This window comes from Citrobacter sp. wls708 (assembly GCF_005281255.1).
Lineage (GTDB): Bacteria > Pseudomonadota > Gammaproteobacteria > Enterobacterales > Enterobacteriaceae > Citrobacter > Citrobacter werkmanii.
In genome coordinates, this window is record NZ_SZXE01000043.1 from 1 (window position 1) to 19,392 (window position 19,392).

A 19,392-nucleotide genomic window follows, 5' to 3' on the forward strand; every position below is an offset into this window, starting at 1 on the left:
GTTTATCCGGATGGTTCAGTCGAGCTTGGTGAAACTGAACCTGATTTCGAACGATTGCAGAAAATCAGGCGCGAGCGCCAACAAAGCAGTGATTAATGCAATGTTCAACAATGATAAATTTTATCAAAAAAACGTAATCACTATCTTATCTGGTGAAATAAATATAAACATTCTAATTCATATCAGAGTGTCAGAGGTATATATCATTTATGAGTTATCCACATGGTTATATAAGAATAAGACACAATAAACGTCTGCTTCTCACCATCTTTTATCTGCTGCTGTCCGGATGTGACGGCAGTTTCTTTTCATCTGATGTCAGAAAAGTCACCATAGCAATGGATACGCCGGACCTTCTTGAGAAACCGTGGTTCTCCGTGACCTATCGCTCACATAAATGCCAGCGCACCCGGCGTGATGGTAATTTTAAAAAACACTACGAAGATGATTCCAGTGTCACTACCTATGAGCCGGAGCGGGAAAAGAACAGTAATATTTATAGCGTCACGGTGCCGGTGGAAAAGGGCTGGTACTGTGACTGGAAACTGAGTAATGTTGAATTTAAGCTGAAGTATAAAAAAGGCAGTAAAATTCTTGAGGGAATTGATAAGACAATTTTTAAAAGAATCACGTTTGTGTTTGATGAACATTATCCCCGAGCTGCAAATGGACGATCTCAACCCCTGCCAGGGATAAATAAAGTAATTAATGAGGAGTTTTACCCTCGAAAAAAGGAAAACCATTTAGCCGGAAATCTGGTAACGCTTTCATTTACAGGACGGAAAAATTTCTACGCATACAGGCTTGATAGCGATATTGAACGTGTCATTTTCAGGCCGGTTATACATTTTAATGAAGTGGTTACCTGGATAGATCCTTTAACCTGGGGGCATGGTGAACAGGTAAAACTGGTTTATCCGGATGGTTCAGTCGAGCTTGGAGAAACTGAACCTGATTTCGAACGGCTGCAGAAAATCAGTAGTGAACGCAAGGCATCTGCAAACTAACACTCAGTAGATATAGATTTGCCAAAAGTGTAACAGTTAATTTAATCAAGGATTATGCCAAACATTGCTAGCTCTTCAATGTTTATAGTGGTTCCCAATACAATCATTATATTAAATGATTAGTGAGACTATTTAATAGATATTTTATTAGGAGGTTCATTATGTCAAAAGGTTTTGTTTTGCTTGGTGATAAAACGACTCATGGTGGAAGTGTAATATCTGCATCTTCAACCATGTTTGTTCAAGGGAAAAAAGTAGTTCTTCTGGGGGATATGGTCAGTTGCCCGATACCCTTCCATGGCATTAATCCTATTATTGAAGGCTCATCAGAATGGTTTTCTGATGGTAAACCGATAGTTGTCGATGGATGCCACAGTTTGTGTGGATGTCAGGTTATTTCAAGTGCGCCGGAAGCATCAATAGGATGAAACCATGGGCTGGGAACGCCATAGAATTATCACGCCCGTAGCTCCTGAACCTCTTTCTCTCTGGCGATGGATACTGGTCGGTATATTATCAGTGATAGTAAGCATCTTACTTTTTGTATTGCATGCAACAGAGCATCTGTTTTTTATTAATGATGTCAACATCTGGCTGGTTTCACTTTTTCCAGTGTTCCTGTGGTTAATAATTGCCAGTATTAGAGGGTATTTATATGGGCGGGCGCTTGAATATTATGAGTTTTTGCAAAAAGAAATATTGATTTCTCAGCGTGAATGGCAGTCTTGGGGACAGCGCTCTATTGTCGTGATGAATAGCTGCGTATTGTTACCAGAGAAAATTACCGTTGCAATTATTGCTGGTAATTCAAAGAATATCGCAAACCAATATGATTTGGTTAATCGTATCAATTACTTACCTCAGGTCAAAAATCAATGCCATGCCGCGGCTGTTTTGCTTAACAGTATAGCTGAGTCTCTGAGCATATTACCGACTGGCATTCCGTTGCATGTAACCCTCGTCACGGATGGTTCAACTGAAGAAATTTGCTTACTACAATCCAACTTTCATCGCATCTGGCAGACAAGTTTACCTGCCAAGCCGCAGCCTTCCTCTGTACGGATTGTCATTGAGTTTCCGTGCCACCAACTGGATACGAACCTGAAAGATGCTGAAGTCAGAAGCGATCTTTTTCTGATTTTGCAATTTAATGGGCACGATAAATATTCTGATGGAATGGCTGTTTTTCTTTTAGCCAGTGATGATGTTGCGCGCAATTACGGTTTGGAAGGAAAATGTCGCTTATTGCGTCCAATGCCTCTGGATAAATCGTGTTTGTCGCAAGATTTAACCACTTTTTTTACTACACAGGTCAGTGCGAAAAAAACCAGGGCCATTGTGTCTGATTACCAGTCAATTGCTTCGTTGAGTACGCAACTCTATCCAATTGCTCATGAGAATGGTGTTCATTGGCAGGTTGAAAACACCATTGTTCTTGAACGATTCATGGGGATCCCCGGTCCATTTTCCGGTTGGCTATGTGCTGGTGTGACCGCTGATATGTCAAAGCATCACTCAGCACCATATTTGATCGTTTCTGTTCAGGAACAACAGCCATATATCTGTACCGTTTTACCCTGGAGTGATAATGAATACGACAAGCCATCTATGGAGTAGGGGAAGTCAGGCTGTGTTGTTTTTGGTAATCCTGGCGGGATTATCATGGCTGGCGAATCGCTTTGGTGAGTATCTGGGTGCAGATTCACCTACGAAGAAATTTCTCTTAGTTGTAGCCACGGCAATTTTAATTATTTTGATTCGCCTGTATCCGTATATCAGCCTTTATGCAAGGGAGCATCTGTTTCGCGTAAGCGAGGAAAATGTCGGCGTTTTTCCTGAAAATGAATCCCGAATAGAGGAAATACTCTCCAGGAATATACGGACAGGAGAAATTCGTGATGCACTAAAAGAGCATTACGGCCGCCGCTGGCGCGCCAAAACGCGTATTCTGCTGGTGATGGGGGATGCCTCTCAGGTTGAGCTGCTGGTGCCAAAACTCACCTCTCTGCGCTGGGTTGAAGGGGATGGCGTGGTGTTAATCTGGGGAGGTGGGCTCACTGAAACGCCAGATGTCACGCTGTTTGATGCGATACGCAAGCTGCATCGGCGCCCGCTGGATGGGATTGTATGGGTAACCCCCACCTTTCAGCACCAGCAGGCATTGGTTCAATCAACACCTGTTGTCTCTTTAAGCGCAGAACAAGCAGATAATGCCGTCCGCCATCTTCAGGCTGTTTTTACCACGCTTCGCTGGCGAGTACCGTTGTACCTTTGGTCGCTGCATGGCACACGGGATGACGTAACCCTACACTCTGCGACGTGTTTGTTTCCTGCAGGATGCACCACGGCTTTATGTCGTTCGCAGTTGACCTCGTTCGCAATACAGATGGCGGAGCAGGGCACACAGCAGGTTACGCGCAATATCCGCGATAACTTCTTACTGAAAATGGCTAATTTGCTGATGCCTGGCGCAGAAGCCATCAGCGAATCGTTGTCCACTTTTTTTAGCCCGCATCGGCCATTGCCGCTGGCGGCGGTCATCTTGAGCCAGTATGCGGAAAGTACCTCATCGGGCGTTGCGCATGCCTGGAGGCGTGATGAGCGCTGGCGTGCGCTGCTTGATTCACTCCCTGCGTTACCAGTTGAACTTAAGGCACAGCGTACAGGCCGTTCAGGGATGGGGGTGTTGGCAGTCTGTACAGCCGGTTTGATACTGCTATGGGGGGCGGGAATGGTGGTGTCTTTCCTGGCGAATCGCAATCTGATCGGCGAAAGTCTGGATCAGGCGAGACTGGCAGGCGGCCCGGATAAACCGCTCGCCGAGCGTCTTACGGCGCTTTCCGCTCTTCAGCAAACGCCAGGCATGCTTCGCTGGCGTCAGCAGAATGGAGTGCCGTGGTACTACCGCTTCGGTTTAAGTCAAAATGATGCTCTGCTGGATGCGCTATGGCCGCGTTATACGCGTATCGCTATTCCGCTCCTGCGTGATGAAGCCGCTCAACATCTTACTCAGGAATTAACGGCTTTAACCCGGCTGGCTCCAGACAGCCCGCAGTTTGCTGCCCAGGCAAAGATCGCCTACAACCAGCTGAAAATGTATCTGATGCTCTCCCGGCCTGAACAGATGGAGGCGTCATTTTTTAGTCAGGCGTTGATGCAAGACTGGCCGGAGCGAGCGGGTATTTCGCGTGCATCATGGCAGGGCGTTGGGCCTGGCCTCTGGCAATTCTGGGGAGAACACCTTCAGGCGCATCCTGAATGGAAAATAGCAGCCGATAAAAATCTTATTAGCCAGGTGCGAACGCTGTTAATTCGTCAGATGGGGATCCGCAATGGCGAAGCTGCCCTGTATCAGAAAATCATTGAACAGGTAACTCCGCATTACACCGATCTTCGTCTGGAAGACATGACCGGCGATACCCGGGCAGAGCACGTATTTTATACCCGCAGTTCGGTTGCTGGCGTGTATACCCGCAAAGCCTGGGAAGAGGAGGTTTTGCCCGCCATAGAGAAAATCGTAAACAACCGCCGGGAAGAAATGGATCAGGTGCTGGGGGATGATACGCATTCTGCAAGCGATCCTCTTTCTCCCCAGGCATTAAAGACGCGTCTTAGCGAGCGTTACTTCACGGATTTTGCCGACAACTGGCTCGATTTTCTCAACAGTATTCGCTGGAAGCGCACCCAGACGCTAAGCGATGCTATCGATCAACTCACGTTGATTGCCGATATCCGTCAGTCTCCTCTGATTGCGTTAATGAATACGCTCGTCGTTCAGGGACGCACAGGGTTAACCGGTGAAGCGCTGTCGGACTCATTGGTGAAGTCGGCAAAGGATCTATTTAACACTAAAGAAAATCAAACCATTGACCAGCATGCGCGGGAAGAAGGCCCTATGGCGAGTACCTTCTCGCCAATCCTGGCCTTGATGGATGAACAATCTGCCGGGCAGGATATCAGCCACCTGAGTCTGCAAACCTACCTGACCCGGGTAACGCAGGTCAGGCTGAAACTCCAGCAGATTACTAACGCTGCCGATCCGCAGGGAATGAGTCAGGCCCTGGCGCAAACGGTGTTTCAGGGCAAAACCATCGATCTCACCACCACGCGTGACTATGGCAATCTGGTGGCGGCCAGTCTGGGGCAAGCATGGAGTGGATTTGGTCAAACTATGTTTATTCAGCCGCTGGAACAGTCATGGCAGCAGGTATTGCAACCGACCGCGGCGGGCCTGAATGCGCAATGGAAGGCGCTGATTGTGAATGACTGGAACAGCGCATTCGGCGGACGATATCCGTTTCGCGATGTTGGCAGCGAGGCTTCTCTGCCGCTGCTGGCGCAATATCTGCGAAGCGATAATGGTCGGATCCCGCATTTTCTCGAAAGCCATTTAAGTGGTGTGCTGCATAAACAGGGACGTCACTGGGTTGCCGACACGGTGAATGCTCAGGGACTGGTGTTTAATCCGGCGTTCCTTGAGGCGATGGACCAGCTCAGTCAAATTGCGGATGTCGCATTTATTCGTGGAGAAGCCGGGATGCGTTTTGAGCTGCGTCCTGGAACGGCGCGGGATGTCATGCAGACCGACCTCGTACTGGATGGGCAGAAACTCACCTACGTTAATCAGATGCCAGCGTGGAAAAACGTTGTCTGGCCTGCCGATACGCAAGCGTCAGGGGCAACCCTAAGCTGGGTGAGCACCAATACGGGAACCCGAATCTACTCAGATAACCCCGGTACCTGGGGGTGGATACGACTGCTTGAGAAAGCGGAGATAACCGATAACGCTGGCGTAAACAGCGGTTTTAACCTGCGCTGGACAGCGCAGGATGGATTGCCGCTGAACTACACCCTGCGAACGGAAGCAGGTGAAGGCCCGCTCGTATTACTCAAACTCCGCGACTTTGAACTACCAGAAGCAATTTTTGTTGTTAGCAGCAAGATTTCCTCAGAGGAAGAAGAATGAGCGCTCTGAAACGTCTACTGGCTGCCAGCACGGCTTCGCCAGATGAACAACGGCAACTAATTGAACAGGCGCAAACGCAGACTGCGCTATGGCAAAACTGGCTATTGCCCATTTCAGCAGCCAACCCTGGTGGTGAAGATCCTGGCTATGACGATGATTTTCAGCGTATGCGAGAGGAGGTGAATAAACTGTCTGGCGCGCAAACGGAGCTCATCATTGAGCTTGCGGAAAAAATTCTGACCCATACCAGTAAAGATGTCCGTGTTGTCACCTACTACACATGGGCGCGTTTACATCAGGATGGTGAGTCCGGTCTGGCGGATGGTCTGATTTTGCTGGCTGGCCTGATGCAGCAATATGGCGATTCTCTCCATCCCTTAAGAGCCAACAGCCATAAGGCCGCCCTTGAATGGCTGGCAGGCGAGCGGATGCTGGATAGTCTGGCGCGTTTTCCCGAGGTTTCACGACCTGACACGCAACGGATCGCCGGTGCGCTGATGCTGCTGGAGCAGCAGTTTAGTCAGCGAGAAGAGAGTATTCGTCCAGGGCTTGGGGCGTTGTATAGCGCGCTGGAAAATCGGCTGGCGCAGTCTGGCGGCGCTCAGGCATTGGTACCGCAAAATATCAGCGCTCAACCCAGTCGACACAGCGCAGAACCCCCCGTCCTCAAAAGTATTGCTTCTGGCCGTGAGCTGCTGGAACAGGCACGGGTGTTGGCAAAATACTTAAGCGATCAGCCAGAAGGCTGGCTGGCGGCGCATCATTTGATGAAAAGCGTGCGCCTCGATACGGTCAGCCAGCTTCCTCCGCCAGATGGCGCCGGACGTACACGCCTGGTACCGCCCAAGAGTGATTACCGCGCTCAGCTCAAACGTCTGTATTTGCAGCAAAACTGGACTGAACTGATTGAGTTAACTGACAGCTTATTTGTCGAGGGAGTGAATCATTTCTGGCTGGACGTGCAGTGGTACCTTCATCAGGCGCTAACCAGGGCGGGGTCGCCATGGGATAAAAATGCCACGATTATCATCAGCGATCTGAAAATGCTGCTACATCGGATGCCGGGTCTGGAAACACTGGCTTTTAACGATGGAACTCCCTTTGCTGACGATGTCACCCGCGAGTGGATAGCCCGTGACGTGCTGCAGGAAAGCGACTGGCGGACGGAAAAAGTCGCTGCGACTACCGCTGGGGTGGATGACGATATTCTGCTCCTTGAAAGCGAGGCGCTGGCGCTGGCGGATAGCGAAGGCATTGAAGCAGCGCTTGCCTGGCTTCAGACTCGCCCCGGCATTATTTCACCTCGACAGCGTTGGTTACGCCAGTTGTTGATGGCCCGTCTGACCGAACAATGTGGGCGCAACGATCTCGCGCTGCATTTGCTTGGCGAATTGAATACGACAGCACACGCTCTCACCCTCAAACAATGGGAGCCTGAACTGCTGTTTGAAATCAAAGCGCGACGGCTGAAACTTCTGCGTTTAAAAGCCAACCGCAGTGAAAGTGACAAAGCGCGTCTGGCGCCAGAGATGGACTCTCTGTTGTCCGGTTTGGTCGCCATTGATCCCGCCAGAGCCGCCGTCTTGTGTGGCTAAAACTAAAAAAGCGAACTGTAAAATGGAAGATTTAACTCTGCGTTATTATGACGCGGAAATGCGTTATTTAAGGGAAGCGGCAAAAGAGTTTGCGCAGGCGCATCCGGATCGTGCAGCGATGCTGGATCTGGATAAAGTCGGCATTCCCGATCCGTATGTGGAGCGATTATTTGAAGGTTTTGCATTTTCGATGGGACGCTTGCGCGCCAAAATCGATGATCATCTCCCTGAATTTACCGAAGGCTTAATGAGCCTGCTGTGGCCACATTATTTACGTACCATTCCCTCCTTAAGTATTGTCGAGCTTTTACCTGATATTGATGTACTGAAAGTGAGCGAACGGATCAATGCGGGGTTTGGTGTATTGTCCCAGCCAGTTGGCCCTAAAAAAACGGTATGTCAGTATCGTACTACTCAGCCCGTCACGCTCAATCCACTGTCTGTCACGGTGGTGAATATTGATGCTGAACCTGACGGACGCTCGGCCATCCGTATGCGAATAAAGTGCAATCCACAGATGGACTGGTCGCAAACCGATCTGACGCGCCTCAGTCTTTATCTGAGCGGCGACGCACCGGTGACCCACGCGCTGCACCTTGCTTTGACAAAGCGTCTGGCCTCTCTTTATTTGAGACTCCCCAATAGCGTAGAACGTATTCGACTGGAGGGGTATTTTTCCCCGGGCGGATTTGCCAGTGAAGACAGTTTATGGGCAAAAGGCGATACGGCGTTTGGCGGTTGGCAATTATTGCTTGAGTATTTTACGTTCCGCGAAAAATTTATGTTTGTCCATCTTAACGGCCTGGAAAAGGTAACGTTTCCTGCCGGTATAGCGTGTTTTGAAATAGAAGCTGTACTGACTCAACAGTGGAGTTCTGAGCTTCCTCTGGGGAGTGAAAACATCCGTCTTCATTGCGTTCCGGTTATTAATCTCTTCACTCTGGAAGCCGATCCGCTGGTGGTTAATGGGCTTGAAAGCGAATATTTGCTGCGTCCGCGCAGATTGCAGGATGGTCACACGGAAATTTATTCGGTGGATGCGGTTTCAGGTTCGCAGCGAACGCGTAATGCCGTCTATGTCCCCTTTACCAGCTTTCGCCACAAGGGAGGCATGATGCGCCGTAATGCGCCTGAACGTTACTACCATACTCGCGTCAGACGCGGCGTATCCGGATTGTATGATACCTGGCTGATACTCGGAGGAGATGCCTGGGAGCGGGATCGTCTGGCTGAGTATGAAACCGTGTTTTTGAAAGTGACCGGCACAAACGGTCAGCTACCCAGACGAGCGTTGCAGAGTTCATTGCTTAATCGTTGCGAGCAGATCCTCCAGACGCCGCTTGCCGTGCGTAATCTGTGTAAACCGACTCTCCCCGCTTACCCTCCCGCTGAGGATCGTTTTCACTGGCGAGTGTTGAGTCACCTGGGATCCAGCTTTCTGAATATGATGGCCAGCGCTGAAGTGCTCAAAGGAACGTTGTCTCTCTATAACTGGCAGGATGATGAGCTTAATTATCGTCGTCTGGATGCGATCATGGATGTTCAACAACATGAAATACAGCGCTTTGAAAAAGGATTTCTACTACGAGGGGTGGACATCGAAATAACGCTTGATGAGAACGGATTTACCGGTGAGGGCGATATCCATCTGTTTGGAGAAATGCTTAACCGCTTTTTTGCATTGTATGCGGATATTCATTTGTTTAATCAGCTTACTTTAATCATACAGCCGGCAGGGAAAAGCTTGCGATGGAAAGAGAATCACAATCAGCGGCTACCCGGCTGCTAAATAGCCTTGGTGAAAACCTGCCCCGTACCAATTTTTATCGTTTCTGCCAGTTGCTGGAACAGTGGGGTCCACAAGCACCCTGTCCCGGAAGCCAACAAAGCCCGCGCTTCGATGCCGTTCGTTTTCGCCCTCATCCGGGAATGGGCTTCCCGGCGGGGGAGCTAAAAAGTGCAGTATATGATCCGCAACAACCCACACTGCCGCCAACGGTTCGGGTCACTTTTATGGGGTTGTATGGTGTGGAATCGCCGCTGCCGACAACCTATCAGGATGATATCGCCCAGCGTCAGGAAGGCTCAGACGTTGCCGCTGAGTTTCTGGATATTTTTAATCACCGCTTAATTACGCAGTTTTATCGAGTCTGGCGTAAATATAGCTATCCAGCGACCTTTCGCCCGGGCGGTACAGATGAAACATCGCAATATTTACTGGGGCTAACCGGGTTGGGGATTCCGGGATGTGGTAAACAAACCGAGACCCCGTTATCGCGTTTTTTGGCGCTGTTAGGAATAATGAGAATGCCAACTCGCACGGCGGAAGGAATATCCGCGCTGGTTTCTTTATTATCACCAACAACAAATATCACCGTGACCCCTCATGATAAACGCTTAATCCTGCTGGATAAGGCGTTAAAAATGAGTACACGGCAACCCGTTAGCCTTCATTCTCGTCCGGTGATGGGGCATAGCGCCGTAGATATTAACAGCCAGGTGCTAATTACTCTGACAACGGATGCTCCCGATGAGGTTCGTGACTGGTTACCCGGTGGTCAGCTTTACCATGATTTTCTCGCGCTGATGCACGTTTATTTAGGTGCCAGAGTGAATGCGAGGCTGCAATTACGGATTCCTCGCTCGGCGCTTCCGGATGCTCAACTTACCAGTAATAAAAGCGAACGCGCAGTACTGCTCGGCCGAACGGCTGTAATGCGTCTGGATAATCCGGAAACGAAGAATCAACTCATAACGATTACACTTGGGCTTTGGCAGAGCCTTAGTCAACACGATCAGCGGAGGGAAGCCGATGAGACTGGCGATTATCGCTATTAATTTTGCCGTAGTAACCGCAATGACCAGTCTGGTAACCGGATGTGGTCTGACACAAAAAGTATCTGAAGGCGCAGTGTCATTAACGAAGTCAATTTTTTATAAGGAAATTAAAACATTGCATTTGGATTTTTCCGCCAGAGAAGCCGCTAATAAAAATGCGCAGGGTATCGCGCTTTCAACTGTCGTACGTATTTACCAACTCAGAGATCGTAAAGCATTTGATTCGGCAAACTATCAGTCTTTATTTGCGCAAGACAGCACGGCGGTGAAAGCAGATTTATTGGCTCAGAAAGATATTCGGGTACGTCCTGGTGAAAGCGTAACAGTCGATATTCCACTCGAAAAGGAAGCGCAATATGTTGGCGTGGCGGGAATGTTCATTTCTCCCGATCAGTCTGAGGATTCATGGCGTGTTGTGTTAGGTCGTGAAGATCTCGATCCTGATAAGGCGCGAGTGATTGAATTAAATTCTCAGGCTCTGATTCTCCTGACGCAGGAGGACGAGTAATGACTAAACGGCCTTCTCTTTATGACATCTTGCTGGGTAATTTTTCCGGTGGTTTTCCTTTGCACGCAGTTAGTGAAAACACGCAGGTCATTTTGTCCGTCCTCGATAATATGCAGCGGATTTTGAATACTCGTGCCGGTAGCCTCAAACATTTGCCCGACTACGGTCTGCCGGATATGACCAAAATCCTCCAGGGGATGCCAGGAACGGCGCATCAGCTTATCAGCATACTTTCTCAGGTTTTATTGAAATATGAACCGCGACTAAAAGGTATTCAGGTAACGATGCAGGAGCAGGAAGCGCCGGGGCATTTGCGTTATGCAATCGATGCTGAACTGCAGGACCTGGGCATTGTTCGCTATGGCACTGACTTTACCCCTGAGGGGCGGGTGCTTATTCGTCATCTTAAGAAGCAGGGCTGGCTTGAGACGAGAGTGTACTGACATGGAAAAGAATCGCATCATCACCGGTGGCGACCCGCGTGCTTTTACGGAGTTCGGGCAGTTACGCGATGAAATCAGCAAACTGACTCACCCCGCGCGCCCGGATGTTGACTGGCACAAGGTTGAACAGTTAAGCCTGACATTGTTTCGTCATAACGGCGTCGAACTGCAAACCCTGGCCTGGTATACCGTCGGCAGAATACGTAATGCGGGCCTGGTAGGGCTTGCCGAAGGCGCGGAACTTATGGAAGCCTTATTGACGCATCACTGGAGTGCTATATGGCCGCAGCAGACGCATGCCCGCGTTGAGGTTCTGGCTTGGCTGTCTGCCCGTTTACAGCAAGAATTGCGTACGCTGACGCTGTCATATGCTGATTTATCAATGGTGTATCGGGTTGAACAGAGTTTAAAACATGCCTGCGAAGTGCTGCAGCGACTTGAGTTGAAAGCGCTGAGTAAACTGGAGGCAGTGGTTACCTGGATGCACAATGCTGCTTTGCGTCTGGAGAAGGCTGAAGCGGATTCGGGAGCGGGCGCTGTGATGATACCGGCTTCAGGTGCGACCATTAACGTTGAAACGTCAGTCCCACAGTTGGTCTTTGTGGTTAATGAACCTGTGTCATCAGAGCAATCGAGCACAACGGTTTTTGCTACTCAAACCGCACATGGAACCCGACGGATGTGGTTGGGGTTTGCTATCGGTGTCATGGTGACTGCGGTCGTAAGTACAGGCGCTTTTCTTGGTATCACTCATATGCGCGCCGACGGATATGAACTGGTGAAGCCATTGCCGCAGATGCTGACGCCAGAGCAATTGTCCACGTTGAGGCAATCTTCAGATTTGAAGGAACAGAAGCAGGAAATAATTGCCGCAACGCAAGGGCAATTGGACGTTTTACATGACCTGTCACCTTTGTGGTCGAGAGAATATGCCGCATCATTAGCGCAGCAGTTAGTCACCCTGTGGCCGGAGGAATCGCAGACAACGACATTCGTTAGTGGGTTACAGAAAGCGTTAACCACGGAAGCATTGCCGGAAAGCGCTCTGCAAAACTGGCATGATGCCCAGCAGGGTCTGGACGCGTTAACCGCCCGGCTAAATATGCTTGATGAACGCAAAGGTAAATATCTGACGGGGTCGGAGCTGAAATCAGCCATTTTCACTATCCGCCGCCAGCTTGACCAAACGCCGCCGACAGAAGAGTTATTGCGTCAAATAGATGACGAATTAAAAAAGCAGGGGAGTGTATCACCCGCTTTGTATCAGCAGCTCGATATGCGGATTAATCAGCTTCTTAATCGCTATATGCTATTGAAAGAAAGCGCTACGGGAAGGGATTAGATTCTATTCCCCAAAAAGCAAAAACCCGCCTTTTGGGCGGGTTCTTTAAATAGTGGTGCCCGGACTCGGACTAACGCCGTAGGCGTTGAACAGCGTGCTTGTCGCGCTGGCCCCGAAGGGGTGAGCCGCTGGCGGCGAATAATCGAACGGAGTTCGATGGAGAGTCCGCTTCTCCAAAAGCAAAAACCCGCCGTTTGGGCGGGTTCTTTAAATAGTGGTGCCCGGACTCGGAATCGAACCAAGGACACGGGGATTTTCAATCCCCTGCTCTACCGACTGAGCTATCCGGGCAACGAGGCGCATTAAACCCGATTCGCTTCGCTTCGTCAACGAAATTTCTTCAAATCAATGCAGACTGCACAATCTATCACCACATTGCTGCTATTGCACGCATTCTCAGGCAAAAAATGCCGTCCACGCGGCAGAAAGCGGCATTGCCAGCAGCAGGGCCGGAAGCATATTTACGACGGCAAACATTTTGATGCCGCAAATACGTAAACCGGTTGCCAGCAGCAATAGTCCGCCTACAGCGCTGAAATCAGCCATCATCGCAGGCGTGGTCAGGGGTAAAATCAGCGCCGCGCAGGCGGCAAGCGTCAACTGGATTGCCAGCATCGGTACACAAATGGCAGAGACCGCGATCCCCAGCGAACAGGCAAAAATGATGGCCGTGAAGAAATCAAGAAACGATTTCGCGATTAATATATTTGGATCGCCGGTCATGCCTTCATGTATCGCCCCGAAGATCCCGGTTCCGCTGGCGCAAAACAGCACGATGATGGCCACGTAACTTTGGATAAATGATTCATGCGTTGCGTTGGCGTCCGAACGGGTGAAAAGCTGCTGTGCTTTGGCTACGGCGGCGTTAATCCCTTTCTCCAGATGACAGAATTCGCCAATTAACGCGCCAACCAGCGTTGCCAGAACCATTACCGGCAGGTTGGCGCATTTGATAACCAGCAAGATACCAATTCCCAAAGAGCACAGGCCGAATATGGAGGTCATCGAGACCCGAATGCGCTCCGGTAAATGCTGGCTAAGTAGTGCGCCGAAAACGCCGCCAAATAAAATGGCGCCGCCATTAATAAAGGGTCCGATTACCACGTTTGCTCCTGCATACCCATTATCGTCTTGATCCTGAAGGCAATTGACTGGGTGAAATTATGTTTCAGATTGCATTATTATGCCGCTAATTTCAGACAAAATGTTTGTTTATCTGTGAGGTTTTAGCGCCGGATTTTATCTTGCGCCTGTCAGTGAAAGGTGCCATGATTGCGCGAATTTTCTCCTGTCTGAATGGGGCTGCCTGGGATGAAATTATTCCCCCTACATCGCCTTCCATATCGCCTTTTTGCGCGACGCTTGCCCCTTCCTGCAACATATCTTCACGCTTCCACCATGCGGTGAGGTAAGCGCACGCTCACTGCAGGATAACAGTAAGATCAGAGGCTATCTGCTTTTACTGATGTCTGGCGGTCGGGGCTGGTAACCAGTTTGACCTGTCATTTCGTGGGCAAAGCAGTGCGGCTTTGCCGGGACTTTTGATTTTCCCGAAACGGGTTATTGCGCTTATGAAATCAATGAAAATTGCCGCCAGTGGTGAACTGGTCTCTCGTCTGTCCAGCCATCGTCAGGTGGTCTCGTTGGACAGCACTGATTTTACTGACGTTGCGGCAGTCGTCATTACCGTTGCGGACAGCCGCAGCGGGATCCTTGCTTTGCTTAAACGCACAGGTTTTCATTTACCCGTGTTTCTGTTCGCGGAATCCGATGTGGAGGTGCCAGCGGGAGTAAATGCGGTCATTCGTGGTCAGGCTCAGGAGTGGCTGGAGCTGGAGACTGCTGCCTGTCAGTATGAAGACGATCTACTGCCGCCGTTCTACGACACGCTGACCCAGTATGTCGAAATGGGGAACAGCACGTTTGCCTGCCCGGGACACCAACACGGTGAGTTTTTTAAGAAGCATCCTGCGGGGCGGCATTTCTACGAATTCTTTGGTGAGAATCTGTTTCGTGCGGACATGTGCAACGCTGACGTTAAGCTTGGCGATCTGCTGATTCATGAAGGGTCAGCGAAACATGCGCAGAAATTTGCCGCGAAAGTTTTCCACGCGGATAAAACCTACTTTGTGCTGAACGGAACCTCTGCGGCCAATAAAGTGGTAACCAATGCGCTTCTGACGCGTGGGGATCTGGTGCTTTTTGACCGTAACAACCATAAGTCGAACCACCACGGCGCGCTGATCCAGGCGGGCGCCACGCCGGTTTATCTGGAAGCGGCGCGTAATCCGTTTGGTTTTATCGGCGGCATTGATGAGCACTGCTTTGATGAGCAGTACCTGCGTCAGCAGATCCGTGAAGTTGCGCCACAAAAGGCTGACCAGCCGCGTCCGTTCCGTCTGGCGATCATTCAACTCGGCACTTATGACGGCACGATCTACAACGCCCGGCAGGTGATCGACAAGATCGGTAGCTTGTGTGATTACATCCTGTTTGATTCCGCATGGGTCGGCTACGAGCAATTTATCCCGATGATGGCCGATAGCTCACCGTTGCTGTTGGAGCTTAATGCTAACGATCCGGGGATCTTTGTGACGCAGTCAGTACACAAACAACAGGCTGGGTTTTCGCAAACCTCGCAGATCCACAAAAAGGATAACCACATTCGCGGCCAGGCGCGGTTCTGCCCGCATAAGCGGCTGAACAACGCGTTTATGCTGCATGCTTCCACCAGTCCGTTTTATCCGCTGTTTGCGGCGTTGGACGTTAACGCCAAAATTCATGAAGGCGAGAGCGGTCGTCGGCTATGGGCTGAGTGCGTGGCGCTGGGAATCGAGGCCCGTAAAGCGATAATTGCTCGCTGTAAGATGATTCAGCCGTTTATTCCCCCGGTGGTTGATGGCAAACCGTGGGAAACCTATCCGACGGCGGTGATTGCCAGCGAGCGTCGCTTCTTTAGCTTTGAGCCTGGCGCGAAGTGGCATGGTTTTTCCGGTTACGCGCGCGACCAGTATTTTGTCGATCCCTGCAAGCTGTTGTTAACTACCCCGGGCATTGATGCGCAAACCGGGCAATATACTGAGTTTGGTATTCCGGCGACGATTCTGGCGCATTACCTGCGTGAAAACGGCATTGTGCCGGAGAAATGCGACCTCAACTCGATTCTGTTCCTGCTGACCCCGGCTGAAAGCGCAGAGAAAATGGCGCAACTGGTGGCGATGCTGGCGCAGTTTGAACAGCACATTGAGAATGACACGCCGCTGGCTGAAGTGCTGCCCACCATCTTCAACAAGTATCCGGTGCGCTACCGGGATTACACGCTGCGTGAACTGTGTCAGGAGATGCACTCACTGTACGTCAGCTTTAATGTGAAAGATCTGCAAAAAGCGATGTTCCGTCAGGAGAGTCTGCCTGCCGTGGCGATGAATCCGCAGGATGCCAACAGCGCTTTTATTCGTGGTGATGTTGAACTGGTGCGTATTTGTGATGCTGCTGGCCGCATTGCGGCGGAAGGTGCGCTGCCTTATCCTCCGGGCGTGCTGTGCGTGGTGCCTGGCGAAGTCTGGGGCGGGGCGGTGCAACAATACTTCCTGGCGCTGGAAGAGGGTGTAAACCTGCTGCCTGGCTTCTCGCCGGAGCTGCAAGGCGTTTACAGTGAGACGGATGCAGACGGCATTAAGCGTCTGTATGGATATGTTGTGAAATAAGCGCCATCTGGCCAAAAAGAAGGTCACCTGATGGTGACCTTCTTTCATTATAAAGATTAGTGTGCGATGGTCTGCGTGCCTGCCGGAACGCGCACGTGTTTGTATTTAAACAGCGCAACGAAGGCAAATGCCAGAACCAGCGAGTAACCTGCGAAGATTAGCCACACGGTCTGCCAGTCGGTAATACCGTTCAGCGTATAGTGTTCAACCACTTTGCCGCTCACCAGACCGCCCAGAATACAACCGAAGCCGTTGGTCATCATCAGGAACATACCCTGTGCACTGGCACGAATTTCAGGGCGAACTTCTTTCTCCACGAACACTGAGCCAGAGATGTTGAAGAAGTCGAAGGCGCAGCCGTAAACAATCATCGACAGAACCAGCAGTACGGTACCGAACGGCGTCGGATCGCCGTAGGCAAACAGGCCGAAGCGCAGCATCCACGCGACGATACTGATCAGCATCACGTTCTTAATACCGTAACGGCTTAAGAAGAATGGGATGGTCAGGATAAACAGGGTCTCAGAAATCTGTGAAATCGACATCATCACCGATGCGTGTTCAACGATAAAGCTACCAGAGAACAGCGGGTTGTTGTCGAAGCTGTGCAGGAAGGTATTACCAAACATATTGGTAATCTGCAGCTCCGCGCCCAGCATCATTGAGAAGATGAAGAAAATCGCCATGCGCTTGTTTTTAAACAGCGCAAAGGCATCCAGACCCAGCATAGACGACCAGCTCTGGTTTTTCTGCTGATTGGCGACCGGAATATGCGGCAGCGTCAGAGTGAACAGCGCCAGTACCACAGACAACGTCGCACCGATATACAGCTGCATATGGCTCAGTTCAAAGCCGGAGAAGCTTACGCCCCACATCGCCATGATAAAGCCGATGGTGCCCCAGATACGAATTGGCGGGAAATCGGTAACGATATCCATCCCGGCTGATTGCAGACGATAGTAGGAGATGGTGTTGATGAGCCCCAGCGTTGGCATATAGGCCAGCGAGTTAAGCAAAATCACAAAGAACATGGCGCCTGGCGTGGTGACTTCGGCTGCGGCGAACAGCGTTGCGGCACCGACCAGGTGACAAATGGTGTATACCCATTTCGCACTGACCCATTTGTCGGCTACGATCCCTAATAGCGTAGGCATAAACACGGCGGCGATCCCCAGCGAGCTATACACCGCGCCAATGGATGCACCATCGAATTTAAGGGTGACAAACATATAGGAGCCGAGAGTAGTCAGCCAACTACCCCATAAGCAGAACTGCAGAAACGAGAGAACTTTCAGCTGCAGCTTAAGATTCATGTTAATTTCCTCACACCGTAATGCGGATGAATGTTTTAAAAGGCACATTTGCCGTGGCTATATGATGTGATTCTATCAACGAGCAGCACTCTTTTTTTGTTACCTGTGACAAATATTTGCAAACAATTTCTAATTGCAAGGCAAAAGAGTGATGGAGTTAACACTTTTCCCTCTTCTGAACCTCGTTTAAGGGGCCAGAAGAGGGATACATTAGCGGCGTCGATATGATTTTTGTGCGGAATTGACCTTGTAAAGGTATCGGCGTGATTCAGCTGATGGGTGTCGGGTGGTCAGGATTTGATAAACGTCCCCAGGGGACATGCTGTTAATGATATTCGCGGCCTGAATTTTATCATTCGAGAACACGCGCAGCACGCTGCCGGCACCGCCGTTATACGCGGTGATCACCGCATAGCGACGCGAGGTTGGATTATCAATGCCGCCCAAATAGACATTGTTGAGCATGGCCAGATAAGCCGTGCCGGTATCAATGTTGCTGGCCGGGTCAAACAGGAAGCTGCGGCTAGGTGTGCCTGAGCGCCCTTGCGAGCGGAAAACATCTTTCCCGGCGCTGTGTTGTACCACCTGCATCAGTCCCAGCGCATCGGCATGGCTGACCGCATACGGGTTAAACGAGGATTCGGTTTGCATGATGGCCAGAATCAGCGATTCGTCAACGCCATACTTACGCGATGCCTGACGCACCATGCCGATGTATTTATGCGCGCGCTTATCAAGGTGGTTTGGTACCAGATTGATCGTTACGCTATAAATGATACGCAGGCCATTGCTGCGGCTTTTAAGTCGCGTTTGCAGCAGGTAGTTGGCAAAGTTGGTGGCACGTCCCTCCCAACGAATTGGCTGGCCGGTATTATCGACCACCTGTCCGTACAGGAACGGCTCTTTGGAAATCTTAATGTCGTCGACATCGGAATAGAGATCGATAGAACCCGGATCATCGCCCATCAGCAACGTCTTGATAATCGCCCGACGCAGGTGCCCGGCAGGATCTGTTCCGGCAATGGTCTCGACGGTTATCGTACCGTCATCAAAGTTGATGTGGCTGCGGGTTTGGTACTGATCGGTATACTTTACGTAGTCCTTCGGACCCGCAATCAGCACTTCCTTAAATCCCCACAGATTCTCAATGTTATGGGCAAATTGCCCCATCAGAATATCAAAACCGTTGGTATCCTTGACCCAGGCTTCGTTATAGGAATCGCCTTTTTTGGTCGAACTGGAACAGGAGATGAGCAACGGCGCAATAACGGCAAGCGCGAGATATTTTTTCATCATTCCGGGAGTGCGTGTTGTGTTTGTTATATGCAAGGACCAGATTAAATCGTCGGCCGGATAAGCGCAGCGCCATCCGGCAACGGTTCTTATGACTCTGGTGTATAGCCTTCAATATGCACGTCCTTACCCTCAAACAGGAAGTTGATCATCTCCTGCTCCAGCAGTTTACGGTGCTCGACGTTCATCATATTGAGTTTCTTCTCGTTAATCAGCATGGTTTGCTTGTGCTGCCATTGCGCCCAGGCTTCTTTAGAAATCTCGTTATAAATGCGTTTTCCCAGATCGCCTGGGTACAGCTGAAAATCCTGACCTTCTGCTTCGCGTTGCAGGAAAGTGCAAAAAATCGTTCTGCTCATAAAAAATCCTCTCTTTCGACC

The 19,392-nt window shown here is 50.3% G+C and carries 15 protein-coding genes and 1 tRNA gene; 11 read left to right on the plus strand and 5 right to left on the minus strand.

Annotated features, from left to right (window positions below; all coding sequences use genetic code 11):
- The first annotated feature begins 209 nt into the window (after nt 1–209).
- The 10 genes from FDW97_RS21275 (at nt 210) to FDW97_RS21320 (ending at nt 12,699) form a co-directional block, all read left to right on the plus strand.
- Nucleotides 210–1,007 (plus strand): hypothetical protein, encoded by a 798-nt coding sequence (locus FDW97_RS21275; RefSeq protein WP_137351588.1) that lies wholly within the window; start codon nt 210–212, stop codon nt 1,005–1,007.
- Nucleotides 1,008–1,168: 161 nt separating this feature from the next.
- Nucleotides 1,169–1,435: a PAAR domain-containing protein gene (locus tag FDW97_RS21280; RefSeq protein WP_110496860.1), complete on the plus strand. Its 267-nt coding sequence runs from the start codon at nt 1,169–1,171 to the stop codon at nt 1,433–1,435.
- A 4-nt stretch (nt 1,436–1,439) separates the two neighbouring features.
- Complete coding sequence (locus tag FDW97_RS21285) at nt 1,440–2,624, plus strand: hypothetical protein (protein ID WP_137351589.1); 1,185 nt, start codon at nt 1,440–1,442, stop codon at nt 2,622–2,624.
- On the plus strand, nt 2,596–5,973 hold the full coding sequence (locus FDW97_RS21290) for an ImcF-related family protein (RefSeq protein WP_212734251.1): 3,378 nt from the start codon (nt 2,596–2,598) through the stop codon (nt 5,971–5,973). Before FDW97_RS21285 ends, FDW97_RS21290 begins: the two co-directional genes overlap by 29 nt.
- Nucleotides 5,970–7,568 (plus strand): type VI secretion system protein TssA, encoded by a 1,599-nt coding sequence (tssA, locus tag FDW97_RS21295; RefSeq protein ID WP_137351590.1) that lies wholly within the window; start codon nt 5,970–5,972, stop codon nt 7,566–7,568. Before FDW97_RS21290 ends, tssA begins: the two co-directional genes overlap by 4 nt.
- 22 nt (nt 7,569–7,590) lie before the next feature.
- On the plus strand, nt 7,591–9,357 hold the full coding sequence (gene tssF / locus FDW97_RS21300) for a type VI secretion system baseplate subunit TssF (RefSeq protein ID WP_137351591.1): 1,767 nt from the start codon (nt 7,591–7,593) through the stop codon (nt 9,355–9,357).
- Entirely contained in the window at nt 9,318–10,406 is a 1,089-nt protein-coding gene (tssG, locus tag FDW97_RS21305; RefSeq protein WP_121529533.1) for a type VI secretion system baseplate subunit TssG, read from the plus strand. Before tssF ends, tssG begins: the two co-directional genes overlap by 40 nt.
- Nucleotides 10,381–10,914, plus strand: coding sequence for a type VI secretion system lipoprotein TssJ (gene tssJ / locus FDW97_RS21310; RefSeq protein ID WP_137351592.1), 534 nt, complete (start codon nt 10,381–10,383; stop codon nt 10,912–10,914). Before tssG ends, tssJ begins: the two co-directional genes overlap by 26 nt.
- A complete protein-coding gene (gene tssE / locus FDW97_RS21315) occupies nt 10,914–11,357 on the plus strand; it encodes a type VI secretion system baseplate subunit TssE (RefSeq protein WP_085048745.1) in 444 nt (147 codons plus the stop codon). Before tssJ ends, tssE begins: the two co-directional genes overlap by 1 nt.
- Before the next feature lies 1 nt (nt 11,358).
- Nucleotides 11,359–12,699: a VasL domain-containing protein gene (locus FDW97_RS21320; RefSeq protein WP_137351593.1), complete on the plus strand. Its 1,341-nt coding sequence runs from the start codon at nt 11,359–11,361 to the stop codon at nt 12,697–12,699.
- Nucleotides 12,700–12,914: 215 nt separating this feature from the next.
- Here the strand turns inward: FDW97_RS21320 and FDW97_RS21330 are convergent.
- Both FDW97_RS21330 and FDW97_RS21335 read right to left on the minus strand, forming a co-directional pair.
- Nucleotides 12,915–12,990 (minus strand) — tRNA-Phe (locus FDW97_RS21330).
- Nucleotides 12,991–13,095: 105 nt separating this feature from the next.
- Entirely contained in the window at nt 13,096–13,803 is a 708-nt protein-coding gene (locus FDW97_RS21335) for a DUF554 domain-containing protein (RefSeq protein WP_038633642.1), read from the minus strand.
- Nucleotides 13,804–14,270: 467 nt separating this feature from the next.
- Between FDW97_RS21335 and FDW97_RS21345 the strand changes: the two genes are divergently transcribed.
- Nucleotides 14,271–16,406 carry an ornithine decarboxylase gene (locus FDW97_RS21345; protein ID WP_087856921.1) on the plus strand — a complete coding sequence of 712 codons (2,136 nt, stop codon included), beginning with the start codon at nt 14,271–14,273 and terminating at the stop codon, nt 16,404–16,406.
- A gap of 56 nt (nt 16,407–16,462) precedes the next feature.
- Here the strand turns inward: FDW97_RS21345 and FDW97_RS21350 are convergent, their stop codons facing one another.
- The 3 genes from FDW97_RS21350 to FDW97_RS21360 all read right to left on the minus strand — a co-directional run bounded on the left by FDW97_RS21350 (nt 16,463) and on the right by FDW97_RS21360 (nt 19,371).
- Nucleotides 16,463–17,719, minus strand: a complete 1,257-nt coding sequence (locus FDW97_RS21350) for a nucleoside permease (RefSeq protein ID WP_069324795.1) — start codon at nt 17,717–17,719, stop codon at nt 16,463–16,465.
- A gap of 210 nt (nt 17,720–17,929) precedes the next feature.
- Complete coding sequence (gene mltC / locus FDW97_RS21355) at nt 17,930–19,015, minus strand: membrane-bound lytic murein transglycosylase MltC (RefSeq protein ID WP_129694833.1); 1,086 nt, start codon at nt 19,013–19,015, stop codon at nt 17,930–17,932.
- An 86-nt stretch (nt 19,016–19,101) separates the two neighbouring features.
- Complete coding sequence (locus FDW97_RS21360) at nt 19,102–19,371, minus strand: oxidative damage protection protein (RefSeq protein WP_003027126.1); 270 nt, start codon at nt 19,369–19,371, stop codon at nt 19,102–19,104.
- Between the last annotated feature and the right edge of the window lie 21 nt (nt 19,372–19,392).